The organism is Pseudomonas sp. MF7453, assembly GCF_016405455.1.
Taxonomy (GTDB): Bacteria; Pseudomonadota; Gammaproteobacteria; order Pseudomonadales; family Pseudomonadaceae; genus Aquipseudomonas; species Aquipseudomonas paralactis.
The window spans coordinates 203,495-227,474 of the sequence record NZ_JAEKCN010000012.1; the positions used below are offsets into that span (position 1 = coordinate 203,495).

Genomic DNA, 23,980 nt, shown 5'->3' on the forward strand with positions numbered 1-23,980 from the left:
AGGGAAAGTCATGAAAGTTTTGTTTCTGGTGCAGAAAGAGCAGCGTGCGATTCTGGATCGCTTGTATGAAGGCATCGCCCAGCACTGCGAGTGTGATACCCGCTGGTTGAGCAGTGATGAGCAGCGCAATCTGCGTGGTTACTTTCGGCGTGAAGTCGATGTGAGCCGCTATGACCGTATTGTGTTCTTCCTGCGCTTCAAGCAGGAAATCCGTCAGGCCGGCTTTATTCGCACGATCCCGAACCTGGTGATTCTCGAACACGACGCTTACCAGAACTATATTCCCTGCAAATACACCGGCAAGTTCAGCACACACTACCGCCGTTTGCCGTGGGCGCGAGTCATCAGCTCCGGTTATATGGTTACCGAGCGCCTGCGCGCCGAAGGCTTTGACGCAGTATTCGTGCCCAAGGGCTACGACCAGGCACTGCTGCAGCCACAGGATCGCGAGCGTGATATCGAACTTGCGTTTGTCGGTAGTACCAACAGTGTGGCTTATAGTGGCCGCAAGGCGCTGCTCGATGAACTGGCAAAGGTTGAGCCTTTGGTGGTGACGCGCACGAAGTCCGGTGAGGAATATTGCGCGACGCTCAACCGCATCCGGTTTTTCGTCAGTGCCGATGTGGGCATGGGCGAGTATATGATCAAGAACTTCGAGGCTATGGCCTGCGGGTGCGTGCTGTTGGCTTTTGATCAGGGCGCAGGGGAAAACGCTGCGCTGGGCTTCGAGGATATGGTCAATGTCGTGTTCTACAAAAATATTCCACAGTTGCAGGAAAAGCTGGCGACCTTGCGGGCCGATCCTCAATTGGCCGCAGACATTGCCCGCAGCGGCCAAGCGCTGGCTGTCAGCGAGTTCAGTTTTGCACGTATAGGCCAGCGGATTGTGGAAGCGCTTGAACCACCCCTGCGGCCGCAGGCTCCCATGAGTTTGCTGGAAAGACTGCGCCTGAAGCTGGGTATTTGACCGATGCCAGGTGGCTGTAAATGATGGTTACACGATACTTTTGAGGTTTTGATGCAATTCTCTGATCAAAGTGACATAACGCTTGTCGTGACTAGCTGCGGCCGCTTCGATCTGTTGAAGCACACGCTCGAGAGCTTCGACCAGTTCAATACGGCGGATATCCGTGAGGTCATTATTACCGAGGACTCCGGCGATGACGCTGTTCGCCTGGCGATCCCGGAGCACTGGCATGACCACTGTGTTTTTTTCGTCAACCGACCAAAGCTTGGACAGCTGGCATCCATAGATCTGGCCTACCAGTCGGTCAAGACTCCTTACATATTCCACTGCGAGGACGATTGGGCCTTTTATCGACCGGGGTTTATCGAGGATTCCAAGACAGTGTTGCAGCAGCGCCCGGATATCCTTCAGGTTTGGTTGCGTAACTACGTGTACGACTTGCAAGTGCACAGTCCCTATATCCATCTGGGGCCGCGTGAGGTGATCGGCGGTGTACCGTGTTATCCGTTGCTGTCCGACAAGCCGGAGTGGCAGGGTTTTTCGCTTAACCCTGGCCTGCGGCGGATAAAGGAATACCGTTTGTGCGCGCCGTTTGCAGGGTTCCAGGGCGAGAAGGGGCTCTCCAAGCGTTACGCGCAGTTGAACCTGGGTGCCGTGACTTTGGAAGGTGATGCGGTCCTTCATACCGGTTTCGGCTTGCACGTGTCGACGTCAGAAGAGCGCGTAACGAAAGCGCGACGCAAGCGAAGGGAGCGAATCAAACTCGCGGCGATGCTGGTCCTTGGGCTCGGCATCGGTTGGTTGATCCATCAGTAATTACGAATCGCCGTACGCACGCCGCACAAGGTTTTCTCGATGAGTATTCTCAACATCATGTGGGCCGGTGGTACTGCATTTGCCTCGGTGCAGAAAGTACATCAGCAAATACTGTCCCACGCCGACAAATCTGTATCTGTGCATACCTGGCTGCTGCAGGGGCGTGCGATCAGGAATGATTGCCTGACTGAGCAGCCCGTAGAGTGGGATCTGTCCTCTGCACGGCTAAAGGGGCGGCATTTATGGAAGCTGCTGATGCCTTGGATGCGCGCGCGCTTTCAAAAAGCCTTGCCAGAGGATTTGCAAGTTGTGCTCCTTGATGGGATTGGTGTCGCACGAGTGCTTCTACCCGTGCTCAAGCGCTTGCCACATGTGCGCGCAGTCGTGATTTTTCATGGCACCACACGTTTGCGCAGCGTTGATAAAAAGCTGATTGCGCAGTTCCCCGCGTCGCAACTCACGTTGACCGCGGTATCGCAAACCCTTGCCGGCACTCTCGAGTGTTATTTGCAACGGCCGGTGGCGGTGCTGCGCAGCGCCTTCGACCCTGCCGTTTTCCGTGCTGCGGCGCTGCCCCGTGAACAGGCTCGCACCCGTCTGGGGTTGTCTGTGAGTGACTCGCCGGTGCTGGGTGCGGTAGGTCGGTTGGTGGACGGCAAGGGGTTTGCTTGTTTGCTGGAGAGTTTCGCTAGCGTCTCGGCCGATAAACCGGACGCCCGCTTGGTGATCATCGGCGAAGGGCGCGCACGGGAAGCGCTAGAGGCGCGTATCGAGCAGCTCGGTTTACAGGGCCGGGTATCTCTTCCGGGGCATTTGCCTGAGGCGGCGACCCTCTACCGTGCGTTTGACTGGGTGGCGATTCCGTCCTCGGAAGAGGGGCTGGGGCTGATCCTGCAAGAGGCGGTAATGGCTGGCGTTCCCGTGCTGACCAGTGACCTTGCAGTCTTCCGCGAGCAACTGGGTGACGCAGGCTGGTACGCACCCGTCGATGATCCAGTTGCCTGGGGCGAGCTGATGGAGCGCGCGTTCGCGACGTCCTGCGACGCGGTGGTCGAGACTCAGTCGCGGGTGCTGGCACCTGAACAAGCCTGGGATGACTTCAAGCAGACCACAGAGCGGTTGTTCTCATGCCGCTAGCAGCGCTTGCTCCAATGCTTGCATTGGAAAGCGTTCGTTCAGCTTCTCGCGCGCAATATAGCGTGCGAAATGTTGCAGGTTGCGCCGTGCGAGCTCCGGGTTCAGTGGTGCGCGCAAAAAACGCATATCCGCCACGTCGATCAGCCCCATCTCGTTGTCCGGTGTGACGACGATATTGCCTAGGTGCAGGGAGCGGAAGTAGATCCCCGCGCCATGCAGGCGACGAATAAGTGCTACCAGTGGGTCGAGGTTCGCGTGCCAGTCAAAGCCTTCCTGGCTGGAAATCTGGCGCAGTGTTTCCCCCGGCAACGGGCGGTACAGCACTGCCGTCATTCCGGGCGTGGACAGTTGGAAGAACGCCAGTACGGTCAAGGTTGGAATCCCGCGCTGTTGCAGTTGCGCGACGTTATCGATGAATCGTTTGGAGTAGGGGCGAAACAGTGCGGAAGAAAGCAGACGTTTGCGGCGAAACAGTTTAAGGATGTTTCCGTCGGCCAGCAGGTAGACTTTGGGGCCGTAGCTGTCCTGTTCCAGGATTTTGGCGCCTTCAACCATCGAATTTAAATCGGCTTGGGGAAGCCTTGAACATTGCATCGTTGGAAAGCCTTGTGGGAATAGCGGGGCACAGTGATCGGCAATAATGCCGAAAGTTTTGGATTTTAACCATGCCGGCCTGGCAGGTTAAACGGATTCAGGAGCGGGTGATGCAAGCAAGTCGTTGGGCGCAGGGGTGGATGATTCTGGGTTTGCTGTGGTTTTTGCTGGCAATTGCCTTCGCGCCGACCAACAAGATTTATCAACAAGGGCTGACGCTTTTTCTCTGGCTGCCGGCGATGGTGTTTGCCTGGTCCGCGCGTGAGCAGCTTAAGGCCGTATGGCATGCCCAACGCTGGTTGTGCCTGATGGTGGGCCTGCTGGCCGTCTGGGGCTTGATCAGCCTGTTGTGGACCAGCGCCGAAGACCCTTCGCGCGAGGCCAAGCGCTTGCTGTATATCGGTGTGTTCCTGTTGTTTTTCCCGGTGTTCGCGTGCGGCCAGGCCGAGCGCGTTATTCGTGTGATGCAGTGGGGCGGTTTTGGTCTGGCATTGTCGTCGCTGGTGGCAATCGTCAAGTTTTATGGCTTTGAGCACAATGCCTGGTCCTCGCGCCTCGAAGGTCTGGGCCAATTGTCCCACCCGATCCTGGGTGCCTATGTCATTGGTCTGGCTGCCATATGGCTGCTGCACTGGCTCCCTCGTGGCCGCTGGATGCAGATGATGTGGGTACTGTCCATCGCGCTCCTGGGGCTGTTCGTGGTGTTGAGCCAGAGTCGCGGTGCCGCGCTGGCATTATTGCTCACTGTTGTGGCAATGCCGGCCTGGTACCGTGATCGGCGCACTGTGGTCGTTGCGATCGGCGCGGTCATAGTGGCGGTGGCGGTATTTTTTGCCATGCAATCGCTGATGCTGGCCCGTGGTGTTTCTTACCGGCCACAAATCTTCATGGCGGCGCTGCAGATGATTTCCGAGCATCCGTGGACCGGCCTGGGGTTGGGGGGCGGTTACAAGGTATTTGCCGATAACCTCTATTTCGATCACACCCACAACTTGTTCAGTCACGTGGCAATCGAGTTGGGCCTGCCCGGCCTGTTGCTGTGGTGCGGCTTGTGGTTCGGTGTGCTGTGGCAAGCCTGGAAGGCGCGCGACACCCTCTACGGCAAGGGAATCATCGGGATGTGGGTGTTTTCGTTCCTGGCCATGCAGTTCGACGCTGCCAGCCTGACAGGCACGCCGCGGGCCGAGTGGTTCATCTCCTGGTTGCCGGTCGCACTGGCCAGTGTTTTGGTCTGGGCTCGGGCCAAGCCCGATGCTTGTGATAAAGTTCGCGTCCTACCCGATCAGTGAGCTTGACCATGAGTGACGCACCGCCCAAAGCGGACCAAGAGTCCAGCCTGAAAATTTATCTCAGGCTGCTGGGCTATGTGAAACCCTACGTTGGCATGTTTCTGCTGAGTATTGTGGGCTTCGTGATCTTCGCGTCCACCCAGCCGATGCTCGCCGGAATTCTCAAATACTTCGTGGACGGCTTGAGTAACCCGGACGTGGTGTTCCTGCCCCAGGTCCCGTTCTTCAAGGATTTGAAGCTGTTGATGGCCGTGCCGTTGCTGATCATTCTGATCGCTGCGTGGCAAGGGCTGGGGTCCTTCCTGGGCAACTACTACCTGGCCAAGGTTTCCCTGGGGCTGGTGCATGACCTGCGCGTCCAGCTGTTCAATAAACTGCTGGTCCTGCCTAACCGCTACTTCGACTCCCATAACTCGGGGCATTTGATTTCCCGTATTACCTTCAACGTGACCATGGTCACCGGCGCGGCCACGGATGCAATCAAGGTTGTGATCCGTGAGGGTCTGACGGTGGTATTCCTGTTCGGCTACCTGTTGTGGATGAACTGGAAACTCACCTTGGTGATGCTGGCGATCCTTCCGTTGATCGCGATCATGGTGGGTAGCACCAGTAAGAAATTCCGCAAGCAGAGCAAGAAGATCCAGGTGGCCATGGGCGACGTTACCCATGTGGCCTCGGAAACCATCCAGGGCTACCGCGTGGTACGCAGCTTCGGTGGCGAAGGTTATGAGCAGCGCCGCTTTGCCGCTGCCAGCCAAGGCAATACCGACAAGCAGCTGCGCATGAACAAGACCGGCGCGGTCTATACGCCGATGCTGCAACTGGTGATCTACACCGCCATGGCCGTGCTGATGTTCCTGGTGCTGTTGCTGCGTGGCGATGCCACGGCCGGTGACCTGGTAGCCTACATCACCGCCGCAGGCCTGTTGCCCAAGCCGATCCGTCAGTTGTCGGAAGTCAGCTCGACGATCCAGAAGGGTGTGGCTGGCGCCGAGAGTATCTTCGAGCAGCTGGATGAAGAACCTGAGGTGGACACTGGGACGGTTGAGCGTGAACGCGTCAGCGGCCGCCTGGACGTGCGCAACCTTAGCTTCACCTACCCGGGGGCGGAGCGTGAAGTGCTCAAGAATATCTCCTTCAGCGCAGCGCCTGGTCAGATGGTCGCCCTGGTTGGACGCTCGGGCAGTGGCAAGTCGACCCTTGCCAGTCTGATACCGCGTTTCTATCACCACGAAACCGGAGAAATCCTGTTGGACGAGGTAGAAATCGAAGACTACCGTCTACGCAACCTGCGCCGGCATGTGGCCCAGGTGACCCAGCATGTCACCCTGTTCAATGACACCGTTGCCAACAATATTGCCTACGGGGACCTTGCCGACGCTCCGCGTGCCGACATCGAGAAAGCCGCTGCCGATGCCTACGCCATGGACTTCATCTCCGAGCTGCCAAATGGTCTTGACACTGAAGTCGGTGAAAACGGTGTGCTGCTCTCCGGTGGGCAGCGTCAGCGCCTGGCAATTGCCCGGGCCTTGCTGAAAAATGCGCCACTATTGATTCTGGATGAGGCGACTTCTGCACTGGATACCGAATCGGAACGGCATATTCAAGCAGCGCTGGACAAGGTCATGAAGGGCCGTACCACTCTGGTAATCGCGCATCGCTTGTCGACTATCGAGAAAGCTGACCTGATTCTGGTAATGGACCACGGCGAGATTGTCGAGCGTGGTACACACGTCCAATTGCTGGCCATGGGCGGCTATTACTCGCGCCTGCACGCCATGGGTCTGGACGAACCGGTGAAGAACGACATTACCTGATGCTGTGGGGCGTGCAATACGCCCCGATGTTTGTATCCAGCCGCTTACAGGCTTGACCAAAGCCAAATAATTCGCTGCCTATCGTTTGTTATGTTGGCCTTCTCGATTCGAATGAGAACGAGAAGGCCAACCTTCTTGCGTGGGTGATGAAATGTTGCAACGTCTATTCTGGAAACTGCTTCCCAAGCAACAACGGATGTTTCTGATGGGGCGGTTGTCGGTAGTAGATCGTCAGGCGGTGAACAAATCCCTGTCTGGGGCGATCGCGCTCAATCCTGCTTTTGAGCGACGCAGGTGCGTATTTATCCACGTGCCCAAATGTGCGGGCAGCAGCGTCTGCTCCGCGCTTCTGGATGGACGCTGGCCGGGGCATCTGCCCTATTACTGGTACCAGCAGCAATTCCCGGAACACTGCGAACGCAGTTTCAAGTTCGCTTTCGTACGCGATCCGCTGGAGCGTGCCTACTCGGCCTATACCTATCTGCGCAGCAGTCAGACCGATGGCCGCGATCAGCAAGCTCGGACGCTGTTGTCCAGCTACCGAGACTTTGACCATTTCGTGGCGGGGTGGCTGCACCCGGACAACCTGCGCCGCCAACTGCACTTCGCCCCACAGACCGACTTTCTAGTCGATCACATGGGCCTGATGGCCATGGATTTTCTCGGGCGCCACGAGTCATTGGATCTAGACTTCCAGTACCTGTGTGAACGCCTCGGCGTGAACGCATCCTTGCCGCATCTGAATACGTCCCTGGCTCGCCGCAGCGAACCGGTCAAGACGTTTTGCTCCACGCGTACCCGCCGCCTGGTTCGGCGTGCCTATATACGCGACTACGAGGTCCTGGGTTATGAGTAACCACTCTCTATCCAATGAATCTGCCGTCATCCGGCCCTTTGCCTTGTCGTTATCGGTGCAGGCGCGGGCGGCACTCAAGCATCAACAACCGTGCTGCCTGTGGCTGACGGGCCTGTCCGGGTCCGGCAAGTCGACCCTGGCTAATGCCCTTGAAGTGCGGCTCAGCGAGCAGGGGCGGCATACCTTCGTGCTCGATGGCGATAACTTGCGTACCGGTTTGTGCAGTGACCTTGGTATGAGCGATACGGCGCGCAAAGAAAATATCCGACGCATTGGCGAAGTGGCGCGGCTCATGGTGGATGCCGGATTGATAGTGATTGTCTCGGCCATATCGCCATTCAGCATTGATCGGGCGTCGGCCAGGGCGTTGTTCGGGGTTGGGCAGTTTTTTGAGATTTACATCAGTACGCCGTTTGCCGTTTGTGCCCGGCGTGACCCCAAGGGCTTGTACCGTGCGGCGCTGGACGGGCGTATCAAGCGGTTCACCGGCCTGGACAGCCCTTACGAGGCGCCGCTGGCAGCCGACTGCGAGATCAACACCGATACGGTGGGCATAACCGAGGCGGTGGATCGTATTCTGGCGGGCGTGCTCAAAAAATGATCAGTTTTGCTACGTGATGTACAGCGGTTAAAGCTCTCGAACTAGACGGCGCTCACCCTGTGTTAATATCGCTGCCCTGTTCATTTTGTATGTGGGTTGCTCCATGAAGTTGTCCATGCCGCGATTCAATCAAGCCGCTGTCTTGGTGGTCGGCGATGTCATGCTCGACCGTTACTGGCATGGTGGTACCTCACGGATTTCCCCTGAGGCGCCGGTACCGGTCGTCAAGGTCGAGCAAATCGAAGACCGCCCAGGTGGCGCTGCCAACGTCGCGCTCAATATTGCTGCCCTCGGCGCTCCGGCCTCCCTGGTGGGGGTGACCGGCGACGACGAAGCTGCCGAAAGCCTGGCCAACAGCCTGCAGGGGGCTGGCGTGCGTGCACTGTTCCAGCGCATCGCCCATCAGCCGACGATCGTCAAGCTGCGGGTCATGAGCCGTCATCAGCAGTTGCTGCGTATCGATTTCGAAGAACCCTTCGCCACCGACGCCCTGGCCCTTGGCGATCAGGTCGAGGCACTGCTCGAAGGTATCAAGGTGCTGGTGTTGTCCGACTACGGCAAAGGCGCCTTGCAGAATCACCAGGTGTTGATCCAGGCCGCCAAGGCTCGCAACATTCCGGTACTTGCCGATCCCAAGGGCAAGGACTTCTCGGTTTATCGAGGCGCCAGCCTGCTCACGCCCAACCTCAGTGAGTTCGAAACCATCGTCGGCGGTTGCGCCGATGAGCACGAACTGGTGAGCAAGGGCGCGGTGCTGATGGCCGACCTCGATCTGGGCGCCCTGCTGGTGACCCGTGGCGAGCACGGCATGACCCTGCTGCGTCCGGGCCATCCGGCGATGCACCTGCCGGCGCGTGCCCGTGAAGTGTTCGACGTTACCGGTGCCGGTGACACCGTGATTTCCACCCTGGCGGCGTCTATCGCGGCCGGTGAGGAGCTGCCCCACGCCGTGGCCCTGGCCAACCTGGCCGCAGGCATTGTGGTGGGCAAGCTGGGTACTGCTGCCATCAGCGCACCGGAATTGCGCCGTGCGATCCAGCGCTCCGAAGGTTCGGAGCGCGGCGTGCTGGGCCTGGAGCAATTGCTGCTGGCGATTGATGATGCCCGGGCCCATAACGAAAGCATTGTGTTCACCAACGGTTGCTTTGACATTCTGCACGCCGGGCATGTGACGTACCTGGAGCAGGCGAGTGCCCAAGGCGATCGCTTGATCGTCGCGGTCAACGATGATGCATCGGTCAGTCGCTTGAAAGGCCCGGGCCGCCCGATCAACAGTGTGGATCGGCGCATGGCGGTATTGGCGGGTCTGGGCGCAGTGGACTGGGTGATCAGCTTCTCCGAGGGCACCCCGGAAAACCTGCTGGCCCAGGTCAAGCCGGACGTGCTGGTCAAGGGCGGTGACTACACGGTTGAGCAGGTGGTCGGTGCTGATATCGTCAGTGCCTACGGTGGCACAGTAAAAGTGCTGGGGCTGGTTGAAAACAGCTCTACTACGGCGATTGTCGAGAAAATTCGTAACAATGATTAAAGTCGATCCATTGATATTGATCACTGGCGGCGCGGGCTTCATTGGCTCGCACCTGGTGGAGGCGCTGGTAGCCAAGGGCTATCGCGTGCGTGTGCTGGATAATTTGTCCACTGGCAAGCGCGGTAACCTGCCGTTGGACAATCCGCAGGTGGAGCTGCTGGAGGGGGATGTCGCAAATGCGACGTTGCTGGCGCATGCCGCTGTCGGTGCGATGGCGGTGGTGCACTTGGCTGCGGTGGCTTCGGTACAGGCGTCAGTGGACGATCCGGTCAGCACGCACCAGAGCAATTTTGTCGGCACCCTGAATGTCTGCGAAGCCATGCGCAAAGCTGGTGTAAAGCGCGTGGTGTATGCATCGAGTGCTGCGGTGTATGGCAACAACGGCGAAGGTGCGTCGATCGACGAAGCCACCGTCAAGGCACCGTTGACGCCCTACGCGTCCGACAAGCTGGCCGGTGAGCATTACTTTGACTTCTACCGCCGCCAGCATGGCCTGGAGCCGGTGATCTTCCGTTTCTTCAATATATTTGGGCCTCGGCAGGACCCGTCATCGCCGTACTCCGGCGTGATCAGCATCTTTAGTGAGCGCGTTCAGCAGGGCCTGCCGATTACCGTGTTTGGCGATGGCGAGCAAACCCGTGACTTCATGTACGTGCAAGACCTGGTCGATGTGCTGGTGCAGGCTATCGAGTCCCCGAATACTCCGTTGGGGGCGATCAACGTAGGTTGGAACCGTACCACTACGCTTAAGCAGGTATTGCAAGCTCTGGAGGAGGTGGTGGGCACGTTGCCAACCGTCACTTACGGGCCGGCGCGCTCGGGCGATATTCGCCATTCGCGCGCCAACAATCAGCGATTGCTGGCGAGTTTTACACTGCCTGAGCCTACCCCTTTGAAGATTGGGCTGGAGCGCTTGCTCAATAGCTGATCAGCGCTTGCTCGCGCCTACAGTTTGTTTTTCTTCGGCACGATCTTGCGCAGCATCTGCCGCGCCTTGCCGGTCAAGCGCTTGAGCTTCGAGTCCTTTTCCGGTTCTGCGAGGCCTTGCTGGCGCAGCCAATCCTTCCAGCGAATCCGCTCATCGCGCACCAGCCAGCCCTCTTGCCGGGCAAAGCTTTCCGCCAGGTACAAACCGCGTGTGCTGGCCGGGTAGAGCTGATCTTTCTTGACGGTATACAGTTCGGCCAACGGCTCGCCGTCTTTCAATGGCATCAGGTACAGGTCCGGACGCTGGCGATCCAGGCGCGCCACCAGTTGGTCGCCTTCCAGGCGCTCATCCACATGGAACAAGCTGAGGGACTTGGCTTCCTTTGGCACTTCCAGGCGCAAGTCATAGATCAATTGCAGCGACGCCGTCGGCAGGTGCACGTAGGCCCGTGGGCGCTCGATCAGTTGCGTGGTGGCGCAGCGTACCGGGCGTGCGGCGCCGGACAAGGGGCTCAGACGAAACGGCAGGGCTTCGCGGTAATGCAGGGCGGCGGAGTAGGGCGCCGGTAGCCAGGTGTCGTTGAAGCGCCCGCCGAGCCAGCCTTCAGGCGTCTCCAGCAGGCACTCTTCGGCAATTTCCTGTATGGCGGTATGCAGCGGCAGGTTCAATTCATGGGCCGGGACGTAGCCGGAGATCAGCTTGAGCACCACATCGCCGCGGTCCTGGCGACGCTGGCGCACCAACACCCAGTAATCCTTGTTTTGCCAGTGCAACGTCAAGCGCACAGAAACGCCGAGGTTCGCCAGTTCCAGGGCGAAGCGTTCGGCGTCCGGCACCTCGACCGGCTTGCGCCGTTGCAGGGTTTGGGCGAAGTTGAGCGGCATACCGACGCTCTGGTAGCTCAGGCCTTCGGGGGTGGCTTCGACGTGCAGCGGCAGTGTCTTGAAGTTGCTGGGGTTCTTTCTTATGAGCGTACGCGGCATGTCGGCTCCTTTGTGCGACGGGGTCGGCCGCGTGGGCGGCATCAGAGTTGACGGATGACTCGGGCAGCGGTTGCCACGTTATGGGCCAGGTGCAGCGGATTAATGGTCCCGACAATAGCACTGGCGACGCCCGTTTGCGCAAACAACAGCTGGAAACTGGCATGAATTGGATCCATTCCTGGCTCCAGGCACACATGACCGCTGGCCAGGGCTTTTTTTACCAGGATGCCTTTGCCATGGGTGGTCGCGTAATCGATCACGGCTTTCTCGGACTGTTCATTGAGGTTATAGGTGACCATCGCGCAATCGCCCTGTTCCAGCGCCTTGATGCCGCCTTCGACGGTTTTGCCGGAGAAGCCGAAACCGCCAATCTTGCCGTCCTGCTTCAGTTGGCCCAGGGTCTGGTAAACCTCGCAGTCGTTGAGGATATGCAAGTCGTTCCCGTCGGAGTGCACCAGCACCAGGTCGATAAAATCCGTTTCAAGGCGTTTCAGGCTGCGTTCGATCGACATCCGCGTATGGGCCGCGCTGAAATCGTGATGAGACACCCCATCGGCAAACTCTTCGCCGACCTTGCTGACAATCACCCAGTCGTTGCGCTGGCCACGCAGCAGCGGGCCCAGGCGTTCTTCACTCATGCCATAGGCGGGCGCGGTGTCGATCAGGTTGATGCCCAGCTCGCGAGCCTGGCGCAGCAGCATTCGCGCCTCGTCGTCGCCAGGAATCTGAAAGCCGCTGGGGTATTTAACACCTTGATCGCGGCCCAGCTTGACGGTGCCCAGGCCCAATGGCGACACCAGCAGGCCGGTGTTGCCCAGTGGGCGATGCAGGTCGTGCAGGGTTGGCAGGCTCATGGCAACAGTTGCTCCCAGGCGGGTTGGCCGATTGACGGTTTTGGCAGCTCGGGCAGTGGGGTACTGGCGCCGGGGCGGATGCCGTCGCGCTCCAGGGCGTGGAGGACGCGATCGGCGAAGTCCGGCGCCAGGGCCAGCTTGGTCGGCCAACCGACCAGCAGGCGGCCGTTCTCGGCCACAAACGCGTTGTCGGGGCGGCTCAGGCCCGATTGCAGCGGCTCGGCGCGCTCTACCCGCAGGGTCGCCCATTGGGTCTGGCTCATGTCGATCCAGGGCAGCAGTTGCGCCAGTTCTTTCTGTGCGGTAGCAATTTGTTCTTCAGGTGTACGCGCCACGCCGTCGGCCTCGGCGATATCCCCGCCCAGGTACCATACCCAGTTGCCATCGGCGGCCGGGTGGGTGGTGACGGTGATGCGTGGCTTGGTACCGCCGCCCAGGCAGTGGGCGTATAGCGGCTTGAGGCCCGGGCCTTTGGCGATGATCATATGCAGCGGGCGTTTTTGCATGGCCGGCTGGCTCTGGCCCAGGGCGGCGAGCAGATCCGCGGTGCCGGCGCCGGCGCTCAGCACGATACGCTGGGCACGGATCTCGCGGCCATCGACCTTCAGGCCCACCAGCGTATTACCGTCCAGCAACGGTTCGATGTGCTGGCCCGCAAGCAAGCCGTCACCTGCCAGTTGCGCCAGACGCTCGATCAAGCTCGGCACGTCCACCACCAATTCCGCCAGGCGATAGACCTTGCCCTTGAAGCGGCGGTCTTGCAGGGCCGCAGGCAGCTCCTCACCCTTGACCTGATCGACGCGGCCGCGCACGGCCTTGCTGGCAAAAAAACTGGTGAGGTTGCCGGCGAGCGTGCCCGGGGACCACAGATAATGAGCCTGGGACAACACGCGCACGCCGGACAGGTCCAGCTCGCCGTCACCCGCCAGGGCTTCACGCCAGCGGCGCGGCATGTCGGCAATGGCTTCGGAGGCGCCGGTGAGGGCGCCGTGCAGGGCGTATTTCGCACCGCCGTGAATGATCCCCTGGGACTTCACGCTTTGCCCGCCGCCCAGGCTGGCGCTTTCCACCAGCACCGTGGAAAACCCCTGGCGGCGCAGGCGCGCATTGAGCCAGAGGCCGGCAACCCCGGCGCCGACAATCAGAACGTCGGTGGAAATAACGGATGGCATCGGCGACCTCAGTGTTCAAGACAAGAGGCGCAGTATACAGGCTGTTGAGTGACGGTCAGTGCCCGACGGTTTTCGAGAACAGCTGAATCACCACCACGCCCAGCACAATCAGGCCCATGCCCAGCATCGCCGGTACATCCAGCTTCTGCCCGTAGATGAACAGCGCCGCGACGCTGACCATCACAATCCCCAGCCCGGCCCAGACCGCGTAAGCCACGCCCACGGGCACGGTGCGCACCACCAGGGTGAGCATCCAGAACGCGACGCCATACCCCACGATCATCAGCAGCAGCGGGATCGGTGTGCTCAAGCCTTTGACCGCCTTCATGGAGACAGTGGCGATCACTTCCGAGCAAATGGCAATGGCCAGGTAAGCATAGGCGGCATTCATTGGGGTAATCCTCGGTGTGGTTTCAAAATCTGTCGGTATTCTAGTCGTTTGCCAGATGGGGTAAAGTCATTACCTATCTGGAATGGAGATGGGTTAAGCCATGAGCGTGCAGTGGAATCTGGAACAGATGCGCCTGTTTGTCAGCGTTGCCGAGCAGCGCTCGTTCTCTGCCGTGGCGCGCGGGCAGCGCAAGGCGCAATCGGCGGTCAGCAATGGCATCGCCCTGCTGGAAGCGGACCTGGGCGTCAGCCTGTTCGAGCGCAGCAGCGGCCGCCAGCCACGCCTGACCGAAGCCGGCAGCGTGTTGCTGGAGGAAGCACGTGAAGTACTGCGCCAATGCGAGCGACTCAACGGCAGGGCACTGTCCCTGACCCGCGGCGAGGAAGCCTGCCTGCGCCTGGCCCAGGATGAGGCGATGTTGTTTCAGCCGGTGCTCGATAGCCTGGAGGCGCTGGCGGTGCAATACCCGCTGCTGGAGGTGCAACTGTCCAGCGCCGCCCAGGGCGATGTGGCGCGCAAGCTGGTGGAGCGTCAGGCGGATCTGGGATTGTTGTTCTACCACGACCAAATCCCCGAGGCCCTTGAGCGGCGGGTAGTGGGCAGTGTGGAAATGGTCACGGTGTGCGGGGTGAATCATCCGCTGGCCAACGAAACCTATGTGACGTGTCAGCATCTGGCCCAGCATCGACAGTTGTTGATGTCGACCCAGACCAGTGTCTATCCCGGCAGCGAAGCGGCCAGCCCTCTGGTGTGGCGCGCCGACAGTTTCTACGTGTTGGCCGAATGGCTGATGAGCGGTCTGGGCTGGGCCTGGCTGCCTCGGCACATCGTGCAATACCCGACCTACCAGCAACAGATGGTTGAGTTAGCCAGCGAATGGACACCGCCGGCGCTGGTAGTGGAGCTGGTATGGCGGCGCGATGAACACCTGGGTCCCGCCGCCCGCTTCCTGGCCAAACGATTTGCCGAGTGCTTGCAGGCGATCGACTGAAAAAGCCGATAAACTCCGCCGCCATGAATAGAACTCTCTACAGCTGTCTGTTTTACCTGGCGCTGCCGTTGGTGGCCTTACGTTTATGGCTGCGCGCGCGCAAGGCACCGGCCTATGCCAAGCGCGTGGGCGAACGGTTTTCCTGTGGCTTGCCGGTGATGCGCCCCGGCGGCATCTGGGTGCACGCCGTTTCGGTGGGCGAAAGCATTGCCGCCGCGCCGATGATTCGCGCGCTGTTGGCGCGTTATCCACAACTGCCGATCACCGTCACCTGCATGACGCCCACCGGTTCCGAGCGTATCCAGGCGTTGTTCGCCAATGAGCCGCGCATCCAGCATTGCTACTTGCCGTACGACTTGCCGTGCGCCGCCAAGCGTTTCCTCGACCGTGTGCAGCCCAAGCTGGCGGTGATCATGGAGACCGAGCTATGGCCCAACCATATTCATGCTTGCGCCCAACGCGGTATTCCGGTGGCGCTGGCCAATGCACGGTTGTCGGCGCGCTCGGCCAAGGGCTACGCCCGCTTCGCCAAGCTGACGGCACCGATGCTGGCGCAAATGAGCCTGTTTGCCGTGCAGACGCAAACCGAGGCCGAACGCTTTCGCAGTCTGGGCGCACGCCCTGAAACCGTGGAAGTGACTGGCTCGATCAAGTTCGACCTGACCGTCGACCCCCAGTTGACGGCCCACGCTGCTGACCTGCGTGAACAGTGGGGCGCCAGCGACCGGCCAGTGTGGATCGCGGCCAGTACCCACGAAGGTGAAGATGAAGTCGTACTTGCGGCCCATCGCCAATTGCTGGCGAGCTATCCCAATGCGTTGCTGATTCTGGTGCCGCGCCACCAGGAGCGCTTTGGCCCGATGTTCGAGCTGAGCGTGCAGCAAGGGTTTGCCACGGTGCGTCGCTCCAGCGGCGAACCGGTCACCGAGCAAACCTCGGTGTTGCTCGGCGATACCATGGGCGAGTTGCTGTTTCTCTACGCCCTGGCCGACAGTGCCTTTGTGGGTGGCAGCCTGGTGCCGACCGGCGGGCACAACCCGCTGGAGCCGGCGGCACTGGGTAAGCCGGTGATCATGGGGCCGCACCTGTTCAACTTCCTCGAAATCAGCACGATGATGCGTGATGCCGGGGCGTTGCGAGAGGTGGACGATGCCGATGGGCTGGCCGAGGCGGTGCGACAGTTGTTCGAATTGCCCCAGGACGCACGCAAGATGGCGCAGGCGGGGCTCAAGGTGATGCAGGCCAACCAGGGCGCGTTAAAGCGTTTACTGGATGGCTTGGACAGACTGATCAAACACTGACAACACCAACCCAATGCAGGAGCTGGCTTGCCTGCGATAGCATCACCTCGGTGTACCAGATGTACCGAGGTGTCTGCATCGCAGGCAAGCCAGCTCCCACATGGGTTCGGGGGTGCGCTTAATAGCCGGGGCGGGCCTTGAGCTGTTCGGCAGCGGCTTTGGCCAGGTCCGGCGGCAGGAAGTCCTTGTCCGGGTTGTAGTCGGCCTTGAGGTAGCGCGCCAGGTCTTGCAGGTCTCCAGGGTTCAGCGTGCCGGCGGCCTGTTTCAGACGCAGGTTGTCGAGGATGTAGTCGTAGCGGCTGTTGTTGTAGTTACGCACCGACGCGTACAACTGGCGCTGTGAGTCCAGCACATCGACGATGTTGCGCGTGCCCACCTGATAGCCGATTTCCGTGGCTTCCACCGCGCTCTGGTTGGAGATGATCGACTGGCGGCGTGCCTGTACCTGTTCCACGTCGGTGTTCACTGCGCGGTGCAGGTTGCGCGTGTTTTCCACCACCTGGCGGCGCAGGCCTTCACGTTGTTGCTCGGACTGGTCCAGGCGTGAATAGGATTCGCGCACTTGCGAACTGGTGAGGCCGCCGCTGTAGATCGGGATGTTCAACCGCAAGCCGATGGTGCGTTGCGACACATCGCCACCGTACGGGATAGGCAGCTGATTCGGGTTGCTGAAGCCCAGGGCGTCGTTGTCGCCTTTTTCGTATTGCGCAACCGCATCGAGGGTCGGCAAGTGGCCGGCCTTGCGCTGCCTGAGGGTTTCTTCGGCGGCGGTTACTGCGTAATTGCTGGCCAGCAGGTTGAGGTTCTGACGCCCGGCGGTTTCGACCCAGGCCTTGGCGTCGTTCGGCGCCGGCGGTAGCACGGGCAGCGTATGGACAATGCCCTGGATCGAGTTGTATTGGCGGTTGGTCAGGGTAATCAGCGCTTCGAAAGCGTCGTCCACCTGACGCTGGGCCAGGATGCGGTTGGCCCGGGCGGTATCGTAGCTGGCCTGGGATTGCAGTACATCGGTCTTGTCCGACAGGCCCACATCGAAGCGTTCGTTGGACTGGTCGAGCTGGCGCTTGAAGGCATTTTCTTCGGCTTTGGTCGACGCCAGGTTGTCCTGGGCGCGCAGTACGGCGAAGTAGCTTTCGGCACTTTGCAAAATCAGGTTCTGCTCGGAGGCCGACAGTTGCAGCGAGGCTTGCTCATTGACCGCTTGCGCGGCTTGCAGCTGGAACCAGCGGTCGGCACGGAACAGCGGCTGGCTCAGGGTCGCGCGCCAGGAGTGGGCGTCACGGTTGGCCGTGGCGGCCGGTTGATCGATCTGGGTACGCACGTTATTGCTGTCGGCACCGGCCGACAGATTCGGCAGCAAACCTGCGCGGGCCTGGGGCACCACTTCTTTTTGCGCGCCGTACTGCGCACGGGCAGCGGCCAGGTCGGCGTTGTTGCTCGCCGCTTCCTGATAGACGCTGACCAGATCGGTGTTGGTGGACAAGGGCGCTTCAGCTGCCCAGACCAGTCCGTTGGTCGCACAAGACACGGCAACAGCCAGTGAGAGTTTGCGCAGCATGAGGCGATCCCTAATTTTAATATTACGACTATAATTTAGCGCTCAAGGCTAAGGCTGGCCATTCCTGGCGTCAAGCCTTGAAGCAGTGCCCGAGTGTAGTGGCCGGGCCTGCGCACAACAATCCCACGATCACGCCATTCATCATGCTGAATGCACCGCTATTGGCAATTTGCCCACGCCATGGTCTAGACTGGCCGCGTTCTTGTCGGGGTGCCTTGTTGGAAGGCTGAGATCGGTAAATACCGGATCCCGTTGAACCTGATCAGGTTAGCGCCTGCGTAGGGAACAAGATTTCTCGTCACCCGGCGAGTCCTCTTGTGCTTCGTCCGGGATGTTGTTCGACAATCGAACAGCCCTCGTGCGCCAAGCACAGCACTGGTTCCAGTGCGTCCGTCCGTCACAGGTTCGCTCCGACAAACATCCACCGCCTGGATCAGTTGGAGAGCCCGTGATGAGCACTGAGATAAAAAATACAAAACCCAAAAATACCGTGCACCTGAGTGAATCGGCCAAGGTCGACTCCGGCTCCGTGCAGCCGTTTACCCGCTCGCAGAAAATCTACGTGCAGGGCTCCCGCCCGGATATTCGCGTGCCGATGCGGGAAATCAGCCTGGACGTGACCCCCACCGAGTTTGGCGGCGAAATCAACGCCCCTGTGGTGGTCTACGACACCTCCGGCCCCTATACCGACCCCAACGTCATCATCGATGTGCGCAAAGGCCTGGCTGATGTGCGCTCGCCGTGGATCGAAGAGCGGGGCGATACCGAGCGGTTGTCCTGCCTGAGTTCCAAATACGGCCAGGAACGCCTGGATAACCCGGACCTGGCCAACCTGCGCTTTGCCCACCTGCAAAACCCGCGTCGGGCCAAGGCCGGCGCCAACGTCAGCCAGATGCACTACGCACGAAAAGGCATCATTACGCCCGAGATGGAATACGTGGCCATCCGCGAAAACATGAAGCTCGAAGAAGCACGTGCAGCTGGCCTGCTCAAGCAACAACATGCCGGGCACAGCTTTGGTGCCAGCATTCCGAAAATCATCACGCCTGAATTCGTGCGCGAAGAAATCGCCCGCGGCCGCGCAATTATCCCGGCCAACATCAACCACACCGAGCTGGAACCGATGATCATCGGCCGTAACTTCCTGGTGAAGATCAACGGCAATATCGGCAACAGCGCCTTGGGTTCGTCCATTGAAGAAGAAGTGGCGAAAATGACCTGGGGTATCCGCTGGGGTTCGGACAACATCATGGACTTGTCCACCGGCAAACATATTCACGAAACCCGCGAATGGATCATCCGTAACTCGCCCGTACCAATTGGTACCGTGCCGATCTACCAGGCCCTGGAAAAAGTCGACGGCGTGGCCGAGGACCTGACCTGGGAGTTGTTCCGCGACACCCTGATCGAGCAAGCCGAGCAGGGTGTGGACTATTTCACCATCCACGCCGGCGTGTTGCTGCGTTACGTACCGCTGACTGCCAACCGCGTGACCGGCATTGTCAGCCGTGGCGGCGCGATCATGGCCAAGTGGTGCCTGGCCCACCACAAGGAAAACTTCGCCTACACGCATTTCGAAGAAATCTGCGAAATCATGAAGGCTTATGACGTCAGCTTCTCCCTGGGGGATGGCCTGCGCCCGGGGTCGGTGGCCGATGCCAACGACGCTGCGCAATTCGGTGAGCTGGAGACTCTGGGCGAGTTGACCAAGATCGCCTGGAAGCACGACGTGCAAACCATGATCGAAGGCCCCGGCCATGTGCCGATGCAACTGATCAAAGAGAACATGGAGAAGCAGTTGGAGTGCTGCGACGAGGCGCCGTTCTACACCCTCGGCCCGCTGACCACTGATATTGCGCCGGGCTACGACCACATCACCTCGGGTATCGGTGCGGCGATGATCGGCTGGTTCGGTTGCGCCATGCTCTGCTACGTCACGCCCAAGGAGCACTTGGGGCTGCCGAACAAGGATGACGTGAAGACCGGGATCATCACCTACAAGATTGCGGCCCACGCGGCCGACCTTGCCAAAGGCCACCCTGGCGCGCAGATTCGCGATAACGCCCTGAGCAAGGCGCGCTTCGAATTCCGCTGGGAAGACCAGTTCAACCTCGGACTGGACCCGGATACCGCACGGGCATTCCACGACGAGACGCTGCCGAAGGAGTCGGCCAAGGTCGCGCATTTCTGCTCCATGTGCGGGCCGAAATTCTGTTCGATGAAGGTGACTCACGAAGTGCGTGAGTATGCGGCCAACCAGCGTATTGAAGCGGTGGATGTGGACGTGGCCAAGGGCTTGGCCGAGCAGGCGGAGCGGTTCAAGCGCGAAGGCAGTCAGCTCTACAAGAAGGTCTGATCCCTAGGCGGCGGTGTCTGCACCGCCGTCATCGCGGGCAAGCCCGGCTCCCACAGTTGGCCGAGTGGTACACAGATTTTGTGTTCACCGCCGGTCCCCTGTGGGAGTCGGGCTTGCCCGCGATAGCGATCCGACAAACACCCAATCGCCCTCTGCAATAACACCCTTGAAGCGTCAACCGATCAACGGCGTGCCGGCATCAGCTCAGGCTTGATCACGCCGGTGAGGCGCGTATAGGGGAGGGTGATTTCGATCAGCCCCTGTGCGTAAGGGGCGATGGTGGCGACGTTGTACTTGAGCACGACACCACCACTGGTCAAGGCCACGTTCGGGGTTTTCTGGAAAGGCCAGTTCTTCAGGAACTCCGGGTCGCGGTCCATTTTGGTGTTGATCAACCAACTGTTATGCGCAACTTTCGCGGTGTTCCAGAATGCCTGCTCCTGGCCCGGCAGCAGCATATCGGCCAGGCTCAGTTCCTTGTGCAGCAGACGCGAGTAGTTGATGAAGCCACGGCCAGGCTCACCATGGGCCACGCCAGTGTCGAGGTAGCTGGACACTTCAACGATCACCAGTGCGTCATGTTGCTCACGTACCTTGGCTTGCAAATACATGCTGTGGCGGTCTGCCGATTCGCGCAGGAACTTGTCTCGATAAGCATTGAGCGTCGCAGGCACACTGGCGCCGGGCGTGGTGCGGGTCATCTGCAGCAGGCGCTGTTCGACCAGGCTGTCGAGTTGCGGGTCGGCGGGGAAGTGCACGGTATCGATGTTCACCAGGGGGCAGTCCGGGCTATTGCAGCCAGGTTTGATCTGTTCCGACTTGTCGGTCGTCACGTCCAGCGGCTTGAGCTGGCCGGGTTGGAACAGGCTCTGGCAAGCACCCAGGGTCAAGGCAATACAGGCCATGGAGGCGATTTTTAAAAGCGACATGTGTGTCCTTCGTAAATCGATGGAAAGCGAAAAGAGTAGCGCTTGGACTGCCAACAAGGCAGTCAGTTCGCCACTAGACTGATGGTGGGGAGTTTGACGTCCGCCGCCGGTCCCGGCAACCGGAAAGGGGCTGCATCAACGGGCATCGGCGCGTTAGGATGGCGCCCATTGCACGAGCTTAACGAGGGACACTATGACGGACATCGCGAAGTCGACGCCGAACAAGATTGAGATTGTTCAGCGTGACAATGCCTACAAGGGCTTCTACAAGCTCGATCGCGTGCAGCTGCGCCACGAGAAATTCGACGGTGGCATGAGCCGCGTGATCAGCCGCGAAGTGTTCGTTCGCCATGACGCCGTATGCGTGCTGCCCTACGACCCGCAACGTGACGAGGTGGTGCTGATCGAACAGTTCCGCGTCGGCGCCATGGGGCGTGCCGACAACCCCTGGTTGGTAGAAATGGTCGCTGGCCTGATTGACAAGGACGAGCAACCGGAGGAGGTTGCACACCGCGAGGCCGAGGAGGAAGCTGGGTTGGCGTTCTCCGCGCTGTGGCCGATCACCAAGTACTTCCCGTCGCCCGGCGGCAGTACCGAATTTGTCCACCTGTACCTGGGCCGTTGCGACAGCGCGGGCGCTGGTGGCATCCATGGATTGGAAGAAGAGGCAGAAGATATCCGCGTCACCGTCTGGGCATTCGAAGATGCCTTTCAGGCGGTGCGCGACGGCAAAATTTCCAATGCAGCCAGCATCATCGCCCTGCAATGGCTTGCGCTTAATCGCGCGGAAGTGAGGGGGTTATGGCAGTAAAGGCACGGGAACGTTATCGAGTAGACCTGATCGGGCTGCAAGCCGCCTGCGAGGCCAACTATGCGCGGCTGATGCGCCTGCTTCCCGATATGCGTCACGCCCCCGAGGCGCGGCGTATCGCCGTGACCCATGGCGACCAGATGCTCGGCGTGCTGACCCTGGAAGTCATCGTCAATTGCCCGTACACCACCACCCTGCGCGTGCGCCAGGAACACAGCCTGCCCTGGCTGCCGGTGCCGCAACTTGAAGTGCAGGTGTACCACGACGCGCGTATGGCCGAAGTGATCAGTGCCGAACATGCGCGACGCTTTCGCAGCATCTATCCTTACCCGAATGTGTTCATGCATCAGCCGGATGAAAAAGCACAGCTCAATGTGTTCCTCGGCGAATGGCTGAGCCACTGCCTGGCCCTGGGCCACGAATTTGAAGTTGTGCGCTAGATGTGAACTGAGCCTGTTTTCTCAGGTTTCCTCTTTGAGTCCTGCCCCAGCATAATCGTCAAATTATCCAAGCCTGTGATTGCCAGGGAGAGCGCCTTGCCTCGCGTACCCACCATAAACCCTGATGCTGCATTGTTGGTGCAATTGTCCGACAGCCATCTGTTTGCCGAAGCGGACGGCACGCTGCTGGGCATGAACACCCGTGAAAGCCTGCAACGAGTGATCGACCTGGTGCACGAGCAACAGCCGGGTATTGACCTGGTGCTGGCGACGGGCGACTTGTCCCAGGACGGCACGTTGGCGTCGTATCAGCTATTTCGTGACATGACCGCGCCCATCGGCGCGCCGACGCGCTGGATCCCAGGCAATCATGACGAGCCGCAGGTTATGGCCCATGCTGCTGTGCAGAGCGACCTGCTCGAACCTGTGGTGGACGTGGGCAATTGGCGCATCACCCTGCTGGATTCCGCCGTACCGGGTTCGGTGCCCGGTTACCTGCAGGATTCGCAGCTGCAATTGCTCGCCCAGGCCCTGAGCGAAGCGCCGAGCCGCCATCACCTTGTGTGCCTGCATCATCATCCGGTGTCCATCGGGTGTGCGTGGATGGAACCGATCGGCCTGCGCAATCCCGAGGCGCTGTTCGCCGTGCTTGACCGCTTCCCGCAGGTCAAGGCGCTACTGTGGGGGCATGTGCATCAGGAAATCGATCGCGAGCGCAACGGCGTGCGGTTGCTGGCCTCGCCGTCCACCTGCATCCAGTTCGCGCCGGGCAGTGAAGAATTCAAGGTCAGCGAGCAAGCGCCGGGGTATCGCTGGCTGCGCCTCCATGCCGACGGACGGTTGGAAACGGGGGTGGAGCGAGTCAAAGGCTTCGCTTTTACGGTCGATTACGGCAGCAACGGCTATTAAGACCTGCAAACACTGATCAAATGTGGGAGAGGGTGTCAGAGAGAGTGTGTACTCACACACAGCCTCGATCCCTGTAAACTGCGCCTTTTTGGCCCACGCACGGAGAGCCCGGCATGTCCGCTTCGATCCTGTATATCCACGGCTTCAACAGTGCGCCGGCCTCCAACAAGGCCAGCCAGTTGATCACCGTAATGGGCAAGCTTGGCCTGTCCGACCGGCTGCGTGTTCCGGCGCTGCACCACCACCCGCGTCAGGCGATTCTGCAATTGGAGCAGGCCATTGACCAACTGGGGCGGCCGCTGCTGGTCGGCAGCTCACTCGGCGGCTACTATGCAACCCATCTTGCCGAACGCTATGGCCTGAAGGCGCTGCTGGTCAATCCGGCGGTCAGCCCGCACCGGATGTTCGATGGTTACCTGGGCACCCAGAAGAACCTCTACACCGATGAGACTTGGGAGTTGACCCACGATCACGTCGCGGCGCTGGCCGAGCTGGAGGTCCCCGCGCCCCAGGATCCCGGGCGTTATCAGGTGTGGTTGCAGACCGGAGATGAAACCCTGGATTATCGCCTGGCCCAAGCGTATTACCGGGCCTGTGCCTTACGCATCCAGGCAGGGGGCGACCATGGTTACCAAGGGTTCGCCGAGCAGTTGCCGGCCTTGTTGAGTTTTGCCGGCATTGGCGCAGATCAGTATCAATCCTTCGATTTTTCGTCACTGTAAAAAATCGCAGGTCACTTTTTAATCGAACGA

At 60.1% G+C, this 23,980-nt stretch carries 23 protein-coding genes and 1 riboswitch; of the genes, 16 read left to right on the top strand and 7 right to left on the bottom strand.

Annotation, left to right across the window (positions count from 1 at the left end):
• Positions 1 to 10 precede the first annotated feature (10 nt).
• From JFT63_RS19765 to JFT63_RS19775, 3 genes are read left to right on the top strand one after another with little or no spacing between them, the layout of a single operon-like run.
• Entirely contained in the window at positions 11 to 967 is a 957-nt protein-coding gene (locus JFT63_RS19765) for a glycosyltransferase family protein (protein WP_186559554.1), read from the top strand.
• A gap of 51 nt (positions 968 to 1,018) precedes the next feature.
• On the top strand, positions 1,019 to 1,783 hold the full coding sequence (locus JFT63_RS19770) for a glycosyltransferase family 2 protein (protein WP_186559553.1): 765 nt from the start codon (positions 1,019 to 1,021) through the stop codon (positions 1,781 to 1,783).
• Between the two features lie 39 nt (positions 1,784 to 1,822).
• Complete coding sequence (locus tag JFT63_RS19775; RefSeq protein ID WP_198844580.1) at positions 1,823 to 2,920, top strand: glycosyltransferase family 4 protein; 1,098 nt, start codon at positions 1,823 to 1,825, stop codon at positions 2,918 to 2,920.
• On the opposite strand, the gene JFT63_RS19780 is transcribed toward JFT63_RS19775, so the two are convergent.
• Complete coding sequence (locus JFT63_RS19780; RefSeq protein ID WP_186559550.1) at positions 2,909 to 3,475, bottom strand: toluene tolerance protein; 567 nt, start codon at positions 3,473 to 3,475, stop codon at positions 2,909 to 2,911. The genes JFT63_RS19775 and JFT63_RS19780 overlap by 12 nt on opposite strands.
• Before the next feature lie 149 nt (positions 3,476 to 3,624).
• Here JFT63_RS19780 and JFT63_RS19785 point away from each other — a divergent pair, with 149 nt between their 5' ends.
• From JFT63_RS19785 to JFT63_RS19810, 6 genes are all read left to right on the top strand, one after another.
• The gene (locus JFT63_RS19785; RefSeq protein WP_057702555.1) at positions 3,625 to 4,803 is read left to right on the top strand and encodes an O-antigen ligase family protein; all 1,179 of its coding nucleotides are present in this window, start codon (positions 3,625 to 3,627) and stop codon (positions 4,801 to 4,803) included.
• An 8-nt stretch (positions 4,804 to 4,811) separates the two neighbouring features.
• On the top strand, positions 4,812 to 6,620 hold the full coding sequence (msbA, locus tag JFT63_RS19790; RefSeq protein ID WP_186559548.1) for a lipid A export permease/ATP-binding protein MsbA: 1,809 nt from the start codon (positions 4,812 to 4,814) through the stop codon (positions 6,618 to 6,620).
• Positions 6,621 to 6,771: 151 nt separating this feature from the next.
• A complete protein-coding gene (locus tag JFT63_RS19795; protein WP_057702557.1) occupies positions 6,772 to 7,476 on the top strand; it encodes a sulfotransferase family 2 domain-containing protein in 705 nt (234 codons plus the stop codon).
• On the top strand, positions 7,469 to 8,077 hold the full coding sequence (gene cysC, locus JFT63_RS19800) for an adenylyl-sulfate kinase (RefSeq protein ID WP_198844581.1): 609 nt from the start codon (positions 7,469 to 7,471) through the stop codon (positions 8,075 to 8,077). Before JFT63_RS19795 ends, cysC begins: the two co-directional genes overlap by 8 nt.
• A gap of 103 nt (positions 8,078 to 8,180) precedes the next feature.
• Positions 8,181 to 9,605 (top strand): bifunctional D-glycero-beta-D-manno-heptose-7-phosphate kinase/D-glycero-beta-D-manno-heptose 1-phosphate adenylyltransferase HldE, encoded by a 1,425-nt coding sequence (gene hldE / locus JFT63_RS19805; protein ID WP_057702559.1) that lies wholly within the window; start codon positions 8,181 to 8,183, stop codon positions 9,603 to 9,605.
• Positions 9,598 to 10,533, top strand: coding sequence for an NAD-dependent epimerase/dehydratase family protein (locus tag JFT63_RS19810; protein WP_198844582.1), 936 nt, complete (start codon positions 9,598 to 9,600; stop codon positions 10,531 to 10,533). Before hldE ends, JFT63_RS19810 begins: the two co-directional genes overlap by 8 nt.
• A gap of 17 nt (positions 10,534 to 10,550) precedes the next feature.
• On the opposite strand, the gene JFT63_RS19815 is transcribed toward JFT63_RS19810, so the two are convergent.
• Genes JFT63_RS19815 through JFT63_RS19830 form a run of 4 tightly spaced genes read right to left on the bottom strand, consistent with a single transcriptional unit; the run spans position 10,551 to position 13,933 of the window.
• Positions 10,551 to 11,516 carry a hypothetical protein gene (locus tag JFT63_RS19815; protein WP_057702561.1) on the bottom strand — a complete coding sequence of 322 codons (966 nt, stop codon included), beginning with the start codon at positions 11,514 to 11,516 and terminating at the stop codon, positions 10,551 to 10,553.
• Between the two features lie 41 nt (positions 11,517 to 11,557).
• Positions 11,558 to 12,370: an aldo/keto reductase gene (locus JFT63_RS19820; RefSeq protein WP_198844583.1), complete on the bottom strand. Its 813-nt coding sequence runs from the start codon at positions 12,368 to 12,370 to the stop codon at positions 11,558 to 11,560.
• A complete protein-coding gene (locus JFT63_RS19825) occupies positions 12,367 to 13,542 on the bottom strand; it encodes an NAD(P)/FAD-dependent oxidoreductase (RefSeq protein WP_186559544.1) in 1,176 nt (391 codons plus the stop codon). Before JFT63_RS19825 ends, JFT63_RS19820 begins: the two co-directional genes overlap by 4 nt.
• 55 nt (positions 13,543 to 13,597) lie before the next feature.
• Positions 13,598 to 13,933, bottom strand: a complete 336-nt coding sequence (locus tag JFT63_RS19830) for a DMT family transporter (protein ID WP_057702564.1) — start codon at positions 13,931 to 13,933, stop codon at positions 13,598 to 13,600.
• Between the two features lie 100 nt (positions 13,934 to 14,033).
• Here JFT63_RS19830 and JFT63_RS19835 point away from each other — a divergent pair, with 100 nt between their 5' ends.
• Both JFT63_RS19835 and waaA read left to right on the top strand, forming a co-directional pair.
• Entirely contained in the window at positions 14,034 to 14,924 is an 891-nt protein-coding gene (locus JFT63_RS19835) for a LysR family transcriptional regulator (RefSeq protein WP_057702712.1), read from the top strand.
• 23 nt (positions 14,925 to 14,947) lie between these two features.
• Positions 14,948 to 16,225, top strand: a complete 1,278-nt coding sequence (gene waaA, locus JFT63_RS19840) for a lipid IV(A) 3-deoxy-D-manno-octulosonic acid transferase (RefSeq protein ID WP_198844584.1) — start codon at positions 14,948 to 14,950, stop codon at positions 16,223 to 16,225.
• 118 nt (positions 16,226 to 16,343) lie between these two features.
• Here waaA and JFT63_RS19845 read toward each other — a convergent pair whose 3' ends face one another.
• Positions 16,344 to 17,783 (bottom strand): TolC family outer membrane protein, encoded by a 1,440-nt coding sequence (locus JFT63_RS19845; RefSeq protein WP_057702566.1) that lies wholly within the window; start codon positions 17,781 to 17,783, stop codon positions 16,344 to 16,346.
• Between the two features lie 196 nt (positions 17,784 to 17,979).
• Positions 17,980 to 18,085, top strand: a riboswitch (TPP riboswitch).
• A gap of 149 nt (positions 18,086 to 18,234) precedes the next feature.
• On the opposite strand from JFT63_RS19845, the gene thiC reads away from it, so the two are divergent.
• Positions 18,235 to 20,139 (top strand): phosphomethylpyrimidine synthase ThiC, encoded by a 1,905-nt coding sequence (gene thiC, locus JFT63_RS19850; RefSeq protein WP_233102353.1) that lies wholly within the window; start codon positions 18,235 to 18,237, stop codon positions 20,137 to 20,139.
• A 182-nt stretch (positions 20,140 to 20,321) separates the two neighbouring features.
• Here the strand turns inward: thiC and JFT63_RS19855 are convergent, their stop codons facing one another.
• Entirely contained in the window at positions 20,322 to 21,068 is a 747-nt protein-coding gene (locus tag JFT63_RS19855) for an RsiV family protein (RefSeq protein WP_057702568.1), read from the bottom strand.
• 193 nt (positions 21,069 to 21,261) lie between these two features.
• On the opposite strand from JFT63_RS19855, the gene JFT63_RS19860 reads away from it, so the two are divergent.
• The 4 genes from JFT63_RS19860 (at position 21,262) to JFT63_RS19875 (ending at position 23,950) form a co-directional block, all read left to right on the top strand.
• The gene (locus tag JFT63_RS19860; RefSeq protein WP_198844585.1) at positions 21,262 to 21,879 is read left to right on the top strand and encodes an NUDIX domain-containing protein; all 618 of its coding nucleotides are present in this window, start codon (positions 21,262 to 21,264) and stop codon (positions 21,877 to 21,879) included.
• On the top strand, positions 21,870 to 22,319 hold the full coding sequence (locus JFT63_RS19865) for a DUF1249 domain-containing protein (protein WP_017138485.1): 450 nt from the start codon (positions 21,870 to 21,872) through the stop codon (positions 22,317 to 22,319). Before JFT63_RS19860 ends, JFT63_RS19865 begins: the two co-directional genes overlap by 10 nt.
• Before the next feature lie 96 nt (positions 22,320 to 22,415).
• Entirely contained in the window at positions 22,416 to 23,228 is an 813-nt protein-coding gene (gene cpdA / locus JFT63_RS19870; RefSeq protein WP_057702570.1) for a 3',5'-cyclic-AMP phosphodiesterase, read from the top strand.
• Between the two features lie 113 nt (positions 23,229 to 23,341).
• Positions 23,342 to 23,950 (top strand): YqiA/YcfP family alpha/beta fold hydrolase, encoded by a 609-nt coding sequence (locus JFT63_RS19875; RefSeq protein WP_057702571.1) that lies wholly within the window; start codon positions 23,342 to 23,344, stop codon positions 23,948 to 23,950.
• Positions 23,951 to 23,980 lie beyond the last annotated feature (30 nt).

What these genes read in the sequence shown, in the direction of transcription:
- JFT63_RS19765 (WP_186559554.1), top strand. Translation starts at nt 11, where the DNA reads ATGAAAGTTTTGTTTCTGGTGCAGAAAGAGCAGCGTGCGATTCTGGAT.
- JFT63_RS19770 (WP_186559553.1), top strand. Translation starts at nt 1,019, where the DNA reads ATGCAATTCTCTGATCAAAGTGACATAACGCTTGTCGTGACTAGCTGC.
- JFT63_RS19775 (WP_198844580.1), top strand. Translation starts at nt 1,823, where the DNA reads ATGAGTATTCTCAACATCATGTGGGCCGGTGGTACTGCATTTGCCTCG.
- JFT63_RS19780 (WP_186559550.1), bottom strand. Translation starts at nt 3,475, where the DNA reads ATGGTTGAAGGCGCCAAAATCCTGGAACAGGACAGCTACGGCCCCAAA.
- JFT63_RS19785 (WP_057702555.1), top strand. Translation starts at nt 3,625, where the DNA reads ATGCAAGCAAGTCGTTGGGCGCAGGGGTGGATGATTCTGGGTTTGCTG.
- msbA (WP_186559548.1), top strand. Translation starts at nt 4,812, where the DNA reads ATGAGTGACGCACCGCCCAAAGCGGACCAAGAGTCCAGCCTGAAAATT.
- JFT63_RS19795 (WP_057702557.1), top strand. Translation starts at nt 6,772, where the DNA reads ATGTTGCAACGTCTATTCTGGAAACTGCTTCCCAAGCAACAACGGATG.
- cysC (WP_198844581.1), top strand. Translation starts at nt 7,469, where the DNA reads ATGAGTAACCACTCTCTATCCAATGAATCTGCCGTCATCCGGCCCTTT.
- hldE (WP_057702559.1), top strand. Translation starts at nt 8,181, where the DNA reads ATGAAGTTGTCCATGCCGCGATTCAATCAAGCCGCTGTCTTGGTGGTC.
- JFT63_RS19810 (WP_198844582.1), top strand. Translation starts at nt 9,598, where the DNA reads ATGATTAAAGTCGATCCATTGATATTGATCACTGGCGGCGCGGGCTTC.
- JFT63_RS19815 (WP_057702561.1), bottom strand. Translation starts at nt 11,516, where the DNA reads ATGCCGCGTACGCTCATAAGAAAGAACCCCAGCAACTTCAAGACACTG.
- JFT63_RS19820 (WP_198844583.1), bottom strand. Translation starts at nt 12,370, where the DNA reads ATGAGCCTGCCAACCCTGCACGACCTGCATCGCCCACTGGGCAACACC.
- JFT63_RS19825 (WP_186559544.1), bottom strand. Translation starts at nt 13,542, where the DNA reads ATGCCATCCGTTATTTCCACCGACGTTCTGATTGTCGGCGCCGGGGTT.
- JFT63_RS19830 (WP_057702564.1), bottom strand. Translation starts at nt 13,933, where the DNA reads ATGAATGCCGCCTATGCTTACCTGGCCATTGCCATTTGCTCGGAAGTG.
- JFT63_RS19835 (WP_057702712.1), top strand. Translation starts at nt 14,034, where the DNA reads ATGAGCGTGCAGTGGAATCTGGAACAGATGCGCCTGTTTGTCAGCGTT.
- waaA (WP_198844584.1), top strand. Translation starts at nt 14,948, where the DNA reads ATGAATAGAACTCTCTACAGCTGTCTGTTTTACCTGGCGCTGCCGTTG.
- JFT63_RS19845 (WP_057702566.1), bottom strand. Translation starts at nt 17,783, where the DNA reads ATGCTGCGCAAACTCTCACTGGCTGTTGCCGTGTCTTGTGCGACCAAC.
- thiC (WP_233102353.1), top strand. Translation starts at nt 18,235, where the DNA reads ATGAGCACTGAGATAAAAAATACAAAACCCAAAAATACCGTGCACCTG.
- JFT63_RS19855 (WP_057702568.1), bottom strand. Translation starts at nt 21,068, where the DNA reads ATGTCGCTTTTAAAAATCGCCTCCATGGCCTGTATTGCCTTGACCCTG.
- JFT63_RS19860 (WP_198844585.1), top strand. Translation starts at nt 21,262, where the DNA reads ATGACGGACATCGCGAAGTCGACGCCGAACAAGATTGAGATTGTTCAG.
- JFT63_RS19865 (WP_017138485.1), top strand. Translation starts at nt 21,870, where the DNA reads ATGGCAGTAAAGGCACGGGAACGTTATCGAGTAGACCTGATCGGGCTG.
- JFT63_RS19875 (WP_057702571.1), top strand. Translation starts at nt 23,342, where the DNA reads ATGTCCGCTTCGATCCTGTATATCCACGGCTTCAACAGTGCGCCGGCC.